The 10,724-nt window shown below is 60.2% G+C and carries 5 protein-coding genes, 2 tRNA genes and 2 pseudogenes; 7 read left to right on the top strand and 2 right to left on the bottom strand.

Annotation, left to right across the window (positions count from 1 at the left end; translation table 11 throughout):
• Positions 1 to 184: 184 nt before the first annotated feature.
• From EOA29_RS13055 to EOA29_RS13045, 3 genes and pseudogenes are all read left to right on the top strand, one after another.
• Positions 185 to 811 (top strand): annotated as a pseudogene (locus EOA29_RS13055) (transposase); the annotation flags it as partial.
• 86 nt (positions 812 to 897) lie between these two features.
• Positions 898 to 1,926 carry an IS110 family transposase gene (locus EOA29_RS13050; RefSeq protein WP_127220979.1) on the top strand — a complete coding sequence of 343 codons (1,029 nt, stop codon included), beginning with the start codon at positions 898 to 900 and terminating at the stop codon, positions 1,924 to 1,926.
• A gap of 274 nt (positions 1,927 to 2,200) precedes the next feature.
• Positions 2,201 to 2,923, top strand: a pseudogene (locus EOA29_RS13045) (transposase); the annotation flags it as partial.
• Between the two features lie 658 nt (positions 2,924 to 3,581).
• Here EOA29_RS13045 and EOA29_RS13040 read toward each other — a convergent pair.
• Positions 3,582 to 7,541 carry a hypothetical protein gene (locus EOA29_RS13040; RefSeq protein WP_127220978.1) on the bottom strand — a complete coding sequence of 1,320 codons (3,960 nt, stop codon included), beginning with the start codon at positions 7,539 to 7,541 and terminating at the stop codon, positions 3,582 to 3,584.
• Positions 7,542 to 8,087: 546 nt separating this feature from the next.
• Positions 8,088 to 8,162, bottom strand: a tRNA-Asn gene (locus EOA29_RS13035).
• 217 nt (positions 8,163 to 8,379) lie between these two features.
• Here EOA29_RS13035 and EOA29_RS13030 point away from each other — a divergent pair.
• The 4 genes from EOA29_RS13030 to EOA29_RS13015 form a co-directional block, all read left to right on the top strand.
• Positions 8,380 to 8,640, top strand: coding sequence for a hypothetical protein (locus EOA29_RS13030; RefSeq protein ID WP_126093383.1), 261 nt, complete (start codon positions 8,380 to 8,382; stop codon positions 8,638 to 8,640).
• Between the two features lie 171 nt (positions 8,641 to 8,811).
• A tRNA-Cys gene (locus tag EOA29_RS13025) sits at positions 8,812 to 8,885 on the top strand.
• A 126-nt stretch (positions 8,886 to 9,011) separates the two neighbouring features.
• A complete protein-coding gene (locus tag EOA29_RS13020) occupies positions 9,012 to 9,686 on the top strand; it encodes a protein-L-isoaspartate O-methyltransferase (protein ID WP_126093384.1) in 675 nt (224 codons plus the stop codon).
• A 185-nt stretch (positions 9,687 to 9,871) separates the two neighbouring features.
• The coding region (locus EOA29_RS13015) for a TolC family protein (protein ID WP_189478884.1) at positions 9,872 to 10,724 on the top strand (853 nt) is incomplete at its 3' end.

Below are 10,724 nucleotides of genomic sequence, written 5' to 3'. Positions count from 1 at the left end.
CGCAGGGCTACAATCCCCATAGCGCCAGACCGACCCGCGGCTCCGTTCAATCCGGCTTGCAATGAGGTCCGACGTCGTGCCAAGCGGCTCCGTCGAGCCAACGGACCTCACAGAAGCCTCCAGATTCCATTGTGCGCCAATGCGTGATTCACTCGTTTAGGCGAGGCGAATCGAGGGGACGGCGGTGTCCAGGCCACGCGAGAAGCGCGAGACGGGAGTGCAGGACCTGTTCCGCTCCAGGCTCGATCAGATCATCAACATGAAGCATGAGCTGGTGCGGCTGGCGCAGGCGATCGACTGGCCGGTGCTGGAAGAACGTTTCGGCGCGGTCTATTCGGACGGACCGGGCATGCCGCCGTTGCCGACGCGGCTGATGGCGGGGCTTGCGATCCTGAAGCACACCTTCAATCTGTCGGACGAGGAGCTGTGCGCCCGCTGGGTGGAGAACCCCTACTTCCAGTATCTCACTGGCGAAGAGTTCTTCCGTCACGAATTGACCTTCGACCGCTCGTCAATAACGCGCTGGCGCCAGCGCATGGGCGAGGAGCCGATCACGGCTCTACTGCAGGAAAGCCTCGCGGTGGCGGTCAAGAGCGGGGCCATGAAGCCGGCCGATACGCGTCGGGTGATCGTGGACACGACCATGCAGCCGAAGAACGTGATGTTCCCGACCGATGCCAAGCTCATTCATCGGGCGCGCGAGCGGCTGGTGCGGCTGGCCAAGCAGGTGGGTGTGGATTTGCGCCAGACCTATGTGCGGGTCGGCAAGCTGGCGCTGATCAAGCACCAGCGTTATGCGCACGCCAAGCAGATGGGGTGGATGCCAGCCTTCTCCGACGGCATCGCAACGTGCCAAGTTCGTGGTGCTACAGCCACGCAAAGGAGAGGAAAGCATCCATGGAAGAAGTTACCATCATTGGAGTCGATCTGGCAAAGAACGTCTTCCAACTGCACGGGGCGGCAGCCGATGGATCTGTTGTGTTTCGCAAGAAACTGACGCGCGCGCAGTTCGGTACGTTCATGACGGATCATCCAGCCTGTGTTGTGGCGATGGAGGCTTGTGGCAGCGCCCACCACTGGGCTCGCGAGATGGCCAGGCTTGGCCATCAGCCGAAACTGCTCGCCCCAGGCTATGTCAAACCGTTCATCAAGCGCCATAAGAACGACGCCGCGGACGCGGAGGCGATCGTCGAGGCAGCACAACGGCCGACGATGCGCTTTGTCGAACCGAAGAGCGAGGAGCAGCAGTGCCGCGCCATCGTGTTCCGCACCCGGGAACAATTGGTCAATCAGCGCACCGAACTGGTCAACGCATTGCGCGCGCACCTTTATGAGTTCGGATATGTTGCTCCGCAAGGCATCGGCCACCTGCGACGCCTGGCAGAGATCATCGAGGACCAGAACGCGAAATTGCCGGATCTGGTATGTGAAATATGCGACGATTTGCTGGACCGGATCGCCCACCTGACTGGCCGGATCGAGGCACTGAAGAAAACGATCAACGCGCTGTCCAAGGAAGCGCAAAGGTCGCGACGTTTGCAGACCATGCCTGGTGTCGGGCCGATCGCCGCCCTTGCCGTCGAAACCTTTGCGCCGCCGATGGAGACCTTCAAGTGTGGCCGCGACTTCTCTGCCTGGCTCGGGCTGGTCCCGCTGCAGAAGTCCACCGGGGGCAAGCAGCGATTGGGGAAGAGCTCGAAGATGGGCCAACGTGATATTCGGCGGTTACTCATCCTTGGTGCTATGGCTGTGGTGCAATGGGCCTCCCGGAAGGGTGTGCCCAGCGGCTCTTGGCTTGCCCGCATGATGGCGAAGAAGCCACGCATACTGGTGGCTATCGCGCTTGCCAACAAGATGGCGCGCGGAATCTGGGCGATGCTAACGAAACAAGAGGATTACCGGAATCCGGCGATGGTGCCTGCATGAACACTCATCTGCGCACCTGAAGCCGGTACGTCGGAGATGTGAGGAAGGCAAGAACCGCATGGGCAAATGATCGATCAGATCGGGGTCAGGAAAACCAGTGTTTGAACGGGAGCTGCATGAGCTCGCCAAGCAGATTTGGACCTGATCCGCGCATCACCATACCGGCCCTGCGGCATGTGAACGGCCGCACCTGAGACAGGCCTGACACAAGTCCGCACTCGATCACACGCCCAAAAGTTCAATGCTCTCCTTGCAAAACGGCTGGCATCCACACAAGTTCAAGCGGGCCAACAGGGCGCTGCGCAAGCTCAAGACCTATCTCGGCCGGACCATTCGCGACATCGCTCGCCACATCGCCGGCGACGCGGAGTTGGACGCGATCTTCAAATGGCCGCTCTACCAGGCCTCGGCGGTTCTGGAGCAACGGCCACGCCAGCGCGGCCGCAAGATCTGGAGCCTGCATGCGCCGGAGGTCGAGTGCATCGGCAAGGGCAAGGCGCATGCCCCTTACGAGTTCGGCGTCAAGGTCTCGCTCGCCACCACGCTCGAGCGCTCGAAGGGCGGCCAGTTCGCCCTGCACGCAAAAGCGCTGCCGGGCAATCCTTATGACGGCCACACGCTCGCAGCGATCATCCCGGACATGGAGAAGACCATCGGCAACGAGATCGGCCGCATTCTCGCCGATGCCGAATATCGGGGCCACAATGCACCTGAGAGCCACAAGTTCAGGGTCTTCACCGCCGGCCAGAAGCGCCGCGTCACCCCAGCCATCAAGCGCCAAATGCGCCGCCGCTCCGCGATCGAGCCCGTGATCGGCCACATCAAGGCCGAGCACCGGATGGACCGTAACTACCTCGCCGGCGAGCAGGGCGACGCCGTCAACGCCATCCTGGCCGCCGCCGGCTACAACTTCTCGCTCCTGCTCAACTGGTTCAGGCAGCTTTTGTGGCTGCTCCTCGCCGCGCTCCAAAGCCGGCCGAAATCGCTCGCAGCCTAACGCCCTTCATTGTTCACGGACGACTCATCACCTTGATTGCTACTTGCTCGCGGTCATCCATGCGCATGACCTGGTGCTTTCAGCAGTAGTCGCTCACCGTTTTTGTCAAAAATTGTGATCTCGATGGGGGCGCTATACCGTACTACCTCTGTTCAGTACAGAACGACACAAGTGGCCTACATCTGAAACATGACCCTCACGGGTCCGTCGCCGGGAGGACGTGGCGACGGGGCCTAGCTGGCGGACACCGGAGCGGGACCTGAAGCTGGTCTAGCAAAGCCCGCAACGCGACTGGCGACGGGCTCATGGTTGGGCCTAAGCGCTGGCGGCTTGGTAGGCAGACTGTCGTCTGTCCGTTAATCGCTGACTTGGCGCTCGGTTCCGAACAGTTTTACGATGGGAATGGCATCACGGCCGGATGTCTTATGCCGTCGCATGCTGTCTAAATCAATAGCATCCTACATGATGGGCTTTTTGGCGGGTAAGTTCTGAAATTTTGCTATAACTTATTGATTTTATTGATAGTATGGCGGAGAGAGCGGGATTCGAACCCGCTGGCTGACCCTCTCAGTGTCAAATACCCATTTCACACTCACAGAGCGCCAAAGCCGATCGGGAACGAAAGCCTCGCAATATGTAACTCTGAGTACAGCGTTGTTCAGGTCGATGTGTTCAACCGCCGCTCAGCTATCACCTCGCGAATCTCCTCTTCGCTGTCTGCGGCCAGCTTCGTGGCATGTTCCGCAATCTTGTCAGCAGATAGATAAACAGGTCGGAGCAACTCGACACTCGCCCGGCGCCAGTTCGCAGCTTGATCGTCGACGAGACCCTCGAGAGCAGTGATTTGGTCGGCGGTCAGCGGTGGTTCACTTCTTAAAACGTTTGCCGCGACTCCTGCCGATACCTCGCGTGCCACGATTCGATCAATCAAAGTGTTTCGAATTGACACGTTGGCTCCGAGCAAAGGCAGAATCAGTTTGTTCGCCGCCTCGGCGACGTCGGAACGTGAATCCGAAAGAGCCGCAAGGAGACGATCATCGTCGATCGCTCCCTGGGCGGCTAGTAGCCTCAGTAAAGTGGCGCGCGGGCTCGGCGGGATTATGCCCCCCTCAGATGAAAGCTCCGTCTTCGTTCGGTGATCATAGCTCTCTAGCAATATGGCTGCGTCCGTTGGGTGCCCACGCGCTGTCAGCGTGTTGGCGAGATCCGCGGCGGCTTCGGCAACTCTCCCAGACGGACTCGCCAGCCCACGCCGGATAGCTTCGATGACCGCAGGCGAGTGATTGACACCATTCTTTTCAAGACTTCGGAAGAGGTGTTCACTGCCTGGGGGCAAAGAGCCAGCCAGCCTGTCGAGAATGAGCGCATTCGCTATCTCCGCCGGTTGCTGATCGTGTACTATAGCTACCGCTGCCCACAGCCCGGAACCGTTGACGTCGAGCAGCTCTCGCGACTGCTCCTTTGTCGCGCTCGACGCGGCTATAATATTGCCTACCAGATAGGTCATCCATTCGGAGCCGTGATTCATTGCTGCAATGAGCGTGGTGCGGTCGGGTGCTAACCTAGCCGCTGTGGCCCAGTTCGGATCTGGGATGTCGACGCTAGGCAGGTCCAACTCGAGCAAACCCACCCGATCGCCCGCGTCGATGCGACGCACGATTGACGCTGCCTCTATGTCGAGCGCTTGTGAATCGATTGACGACGCCTTTACAACGGCTTGGACGATAGCTCTCACCGCCTTCGCATCGAAGGGCTTCTCCCAGCGGTAGACATCATACGCCGGTACTTGTCCGAACGCAGCGATCGCATAGAGCGCGCCAAATTGTGGCAGTTTCTGAGGTTCGCTCACAGGAAGGGAAGGCAGCTCGCTCCCTGACATCGCAGCCTCCGCAAACGCGCGAAGCGCTCTGCCCGAGGCGATCTGCCATTTCTCGGAAGGATTGAGCAGGCTCCAAGCGGCTTGAGTAGATTTTCGCGCAGGAAGTTCAATCGGCTCTTCGATGCCTCGCTCGAGAAGTAATTCTTCGACCTTGCTCTGAAAGCGAAAGGTGTCGAATGCCGGGTGCGCAAGGCGGGCTTCTGCGAATGCCTTGAGACTATCATCAGGCTGAGCAGCGAGCGCTGCTAGCGCAATCGGCTCGATCAAGTGGCGGTCCTTTTGCCCTCCCAGCTGTAAGCCTCCAAGCAGTCTCGGTCGCATGGGCAAGCTAATCGTTGGTAGAAGTTCCGACAAAACTCTTGCCAGCTCGTCGCTGTCATATGCGTCTGGCGCGACGGTCACCAAGCAAGCCCATGCGACAAGTCTAACTGCGTTTCGCGTGTCGTCGCGGCGCGCCGACGCTATTGAGACGATTGTCGAAGGATAGACCGGTGCCAACTTGGTAAGTGCCTCGCCTATGCTGAACCGGTCGGGCGCGTCACCTTCTATTGCTGCGAACGCCAACTCGGCGAGCTGACGCACTTTCCCATCGCTAACTTCGGAATCTCGATCAGCAGCCAACGCGAGCGCGCGTTCCATCTGGCCAACGCTTCCGGCCGCGCGACGCTCGATTAACAGACCAGCGATCTCATCACCGAGCCCAAGCCCGGCAGTAAAGGCGATCACCTCATGCCAATCGGCGTTGTCGATCAACCGGTCAAGCTCACCGGCTCGGTCACTTTCTGGCAGTCCAATCAGATGGCGTGCGGCGGCAAACTCCGCAAAGCTCCTGTGAACGAACGTAAAATATGTGACGCCGACGTGATGTACTCGCTCGATAATCCCAAGCTGTTCCCAGTGTACTAGCACGGGCTCTACGACTTCAATCGCGGCGAGCGGCGTTCGGCCCATAGCCGATGCGATCAACTCACCCAGCTGTTCGGTGAGCCTCTCAGAGGGCACTAAGGGATCGCGCATCAGTAGCCAGCCGAGTGCGTCCAGGACGCGGGTCGCGATCGGCGCGACAACCGGACGCGGCGCGGCAGCACTGCGGCTTCTTTCGAAAAGTCCCACCAGCTCCGCGTATAAGCGCGGCCGGGTATCGGGAAGCTGCTCATTCGCGTCGATTACTGCGGCCGCCATTCCGAGCAGCAAGGGACTACTGCTGATTGCATCGGCTGCGCGTGATCTGTTGAGCTCGCGCTTCGCGCGCGCAGCCGTTTCGTTTGGGTCGTCGCCCGCCGAAAGCGCGTTAAGGAGCTTCGCGAGATTTCCGGCCCCATTATTTTTGTCAGGCGCCAACAGACGGTAATGTTGCCAAACTGCCAGAGAAGCGGTCGTATAGCCGATTGGGCGTGTTGTAACGATAACGCGCGCGCTTGGATGGCCAATAGCGAATGCGCGAAGCGCGCGCCCGACGGCATCATGGGCAATACCGCAATCGTCGAGGCCGTCGGCTAGGACGACCAATCCTTTGAGCGATGATCGTTCGAACTGTTGGGGGCTGATGCCCGAGCCATCCAGCCCGTGACGGAGTAATGCCTCGTCGAAACTGAGTCCGCCGGTCATTGCCGCCGCAATTTGCTTAAGGTTCACCTTGAGAACTGGGAGACCATCCGATGCGTAGCGCTTGGCCAGCAGCGTCATAAGCGTAGACTTACCGAGACCTGGTCCAGCAACAACAACCGAGTTCAACTTGAACTGTCCAGTCCACTCGGCATCGAAAACCCGCTCGTTCCGATCAAGAGAACCACCGGCACTATGATAACGCGCTAGTGCAGCTGCCGCGTCGCCGGGAGAAGGTTGGTCAATCGCCGTGCTCACCGTACGCATTTCCACCAACGCATTGAGCGGCAGTGATTTGCGCACGGCAGGCAACGTAAAGCCGTCATTGGTCTGTTGCACCCAATCCGCCAACTTGCGAGCGATTGCCGCTGGGAATTCAGAGTCGCGAATCTCAATGTTCGCCGTGCGCAACACGTCTAACAGGTATGGGATTGACCACCGTCCGCGGCGCTCGATCCGAAGCACCGCATCCTGATACAGTGCGTTCCAAGCAGAGTCCGCATCGTCATCGTTGGCGCACACTGAACGCAGCACCTCTTTGGCCGTGCGGATGTCGGCTCCGTCTGTCTCTAGCGCATGGACAACCCGGACAACAACACGAGTGCACGCCGTCTGCCATGCGCCTCCGATCGCCTGCAACCGGCGGTATAGCTCTTTGCCGATTTCGGTGAGATTGTCGCTCCGGCCCTGCGCCAGTCGATCGAGATCTTTCGCTAGATCCTCGCGCACCGACTCGCTGGAATCAGGGCCCACAGCAAGGATGCCATAGTCCATCTTGCCAGCCTGGACTGCTCTGACTAAAGACTCTAGCGCTTCCCACAAACTGCTCCCGCGCCTAAGCCCTTTCTTGGCTTGGACCTCGGCAACAAGCCTCGGCACAAGTTCAAGGCGTAAGTCGTCACCCTCGCTCTCACTTTCCGCCCAAACAGCCGTGGGAACATCTGAGACACGTAGCCATCCTATCGGCGTTCCGCGCAGGAGATGCGCACCAGCAATCGCTGTCAATGCAGCCTGGAAATTAATCCCTCCGCCCGCTGCAGTGCCGCCCCCCAGCTTCTTGCCCGGAACTGTCTTCTTGGCGGTGCGCTTGCGGGCGGGTTTCGCTGCAGAACGGGTGGTGGGAGGCACAGGCATTGTCTTTCCGTCAGCAATTCAAAGGAAACTTGCATCGGATATGCCCAAGCTTCACCTGCTGTCTTGCCCTCTGGGGGCAGAAGGCGAAAGCGAGGAGTGTCGTCTGTTGGTGACGACCCGGTGACGACCCCAAGTCAAGCTATAGGCCGAAACCAGAGAGAGCAATCTTGTAAGTCTTTGATTTATAGTGGTCGGAGTGGCGTGATTCGAACACGCGACCCCCTGATCCCAAATCAACTCGAGAAATGAGTCGCGCTACTAACCGGCGAGAGCCATCCCGGCCGCTATCCCGACACCAATCGCGAAGCCCAGTCATCAGACTGCCGGCGAGGCGACGCGTCCTAGCCGTCGCGGCAGGGTGCCAATTCCATTCAGGCCGCGCCTACAGCAGGCAGCTCAGCTCATCGAAAACGCGTTCCATGGTGGGTTTCTCTCCTTCGGGCGATTCCCGCGTAGATCGGCGCCTAGCGAAGTCGAGTTGTGTAGATATGCTGTAGATCGGCCGATTTTCGGCAGTTTCTAAAAACTCTGAAGACCTGGAAATGTTGGCTCCCCGGGCCGGATTCGAACCAGCGACCAACCGGTTAACAGCCGGTTGCTCTACCACTGAGCTACCGGGGAACGGAGGCTCTGACGTGAGTGGCGCAGCCTATAGCAAACACCTTTCGGCTTTGCAAAGCAGCAATTCGCAATTTTTCTCCAGTTTTTTGTGCGGCCATTTGTGGCATCGTTTCGGCATGCCCACATATGAGCGGCTTCACACTGGCACGGAACAAAGCGGTCGGGTTGTCGCTTTGGTAGCGATGGCTTCGGTTGCGCGGGATGGGATCTGGTTTGAATGACGGCAACTGACGACGATAACGCCCCGGCGCGGAAGATCACGATCTTCGGCCGCGAATTCACCATGCCGCGCTCGCGAGGGTCGCGGATCGCGATCGGCGTGCTGCTCATCGCCGGCGGCATCCTCGGCTTCCTGCCCGTTCTCGGTTTCTGGATGATTCCGCTGGGCTTGCTGGTCCTGTCCTACGAATTCGCGATGGTGCGTCGCCACAGGCGGCGCTTCGTCGTCTGGTGGCAGCGCCGGCGTCGGCCGGACTGAGTGCTCGCCAGAGGGACCGGCAAGTTCCGAAAGCACCGCGAGATCGGCCGCAAGCGATTGGCAACCACTGTCTCCGATGACGCATGGGAAAGCGCCGGGAATAACTTGCGGCGCTTGACGACCTTTCACCGTCAACATAATGAGTTCGCTCGGAACGCCGGGAGCATGGAAGGCCTCGTGGCGGAGTGGTTACGCAGAGGACTGCAAATCCTTGCACCCCGGTTCGATTCCGGGCGAGGCCTCCAAATGCCCGGGCTCCAGCGCCGTCGCGCCGGAGCGTCAGGTTCCAGTCGAATTGGCTCGCGAACTTGGCCCGAGAATCGGATGGGGCGCGGGAAGCGGATTGACGCGGAAAGCGGGTTGGTTGGAACATGAACGCTGATTTCTCCGAACGCCGCGTGAAGATGGTCGATGGCCAGGTCCGCACCACCGACGTGACCAGCGCGCCGCTCATCGAAGCCATGCTTTCCGTGCCGCGCGAAGCCTTTGTCGGTAACGGCCAGCGCGACCTCGCCTATATCGACGAGGACATCCGTGTTTCCGAAGGCGCCAACGGCAGCGGCGCCCGCTACCTGATGGAACCTTCGCCGCTCGCAAAGCTTTTGCAACTGGCCGAGATCGGCGACGGCGATTGCGTGCTCGATGTCGGCTGCGGCACCGGCTATTCGGCCGCCCTGCTTTCCCGAATCGCAAAATCGGTGGTTGCATTGGAAAGCGATGCAGCGCTGGCGGAAACCGCGAAGTCGACGCTCTCGACGCTGGATTGCCAGAACGTGACGGTGGTGATCGGGCCTTTGCCGCAGGGTCATGCCGCCAAGGCGCCCTATGACGTCATCTTCATTGACGGCAGCGTCGAGGAGGTGCCTGCGGCATTGCTCGATCAACTCGCCGAGAACGGCCGCCTGGTTGTGGTCGAGGGGCAGGGCAACTCTGGCGTGGCCCGCCTATTTTTCAAGGCAGGGGGGGTTGTAACCGGAAGACGTGCATTTAATGCGGCAATTAAGCCACTACCGGGCTTCGAACGTGCCCATGCGTTCGAATTTTAAGCGGTTTTGCCTTGCGGCGAAGACGCTGTCATGATCGCTTGCGCTTGAACAATCGTTGCTGATTTGCTCGACCGGGGATTTTCGGGGGGCAGTCAGCGGGGGAACGATACCAACGCGGCGCTGGCTGATCCGAAAGGAGAGGCTGCGTGGCGTGGTTCCCATGCAAAACGAATGAGGGATAATACGTGCCGCCCCTACACAAGACTTTTCTGACAGCCATGCTCATTTCGGCGACAGCGCTCTCGCCGCTGGCCGCATCGGCGGAAACCATCACCGGCGCCCTCGCCAAAGCTTATCAATACAACTCCCAGCTGAACTCCGCCCGGGCCGGCGTGCGCGTCACCGATGAAGGCGTCGCCATCGCCAAGTCGGGCTGGCGGCCGACCGTCACCGGTTCGGGCAGCATCGACTACACCAACACGCACGGGCAGGGCATCAGCAGGAGAATAACGACGGGCAGCTTCGGCGTCCAAATCAACCAGACGCTGTTCGATGGATTTCAGACCAAGAACAATGTCGCCGCCGCCGAATCGCAGGTGAGGGCTTCGGTCGAAAGCCTGCGCAACACCGAAGAGAATATCCTGTTCAACGCGGCAAGCGCCTATATGGACGTGATCCGCGATCGCCAGATCGCGGTGCTGACCGAACAGAACCTGCAGTTCCTGACCGAGCAGGCGCGCGCCGCACGATCGCGCTTCGAGGTCGGCGAGGGAACCCGCACCGACGTCGCCCAGGCCGATGCCTCGCGCGCCACGGCAGTGGCCCAGCTCAGCGCCGCCCGCGCGACGGCTCTTGCCAGTGCCGCTACCTATCACCAGATCGTCGGCGACGAGCCGGGCAAGCTCAAGGCGGCCGCGCCGGTTGGCAAGCTGTTGCCGGGAAGCATCGATTCGGCCTTCACCATCGCCGCCGCCGAGCATCCGGCCATCCTCGCCACCGAACATCTCGTCGACGCCGCGGCGTTTTCGGTGAAATCGGCGGAAGGCGCGCTGCTGCCGCAGGTCTCGGCTTCCGCCGGCATTTCGGACAACTACAGCC

Source organism: Mesorhizobium sp. M1E.F.Ca.ET.063.01.1.1 (assembly GCF_003998155.1).
Classification (GTDB): Bacteria; Pseudomonadota; Alphaproteobacteria; order Rhizobiales; family Rhizobiaceae; genus Mesorhizobium.
The sequence above is the reverse complement of the archived record's forward strand: the minus strand, read 5'-3'. Positions and strand labels throughout refer to the sequence as shown.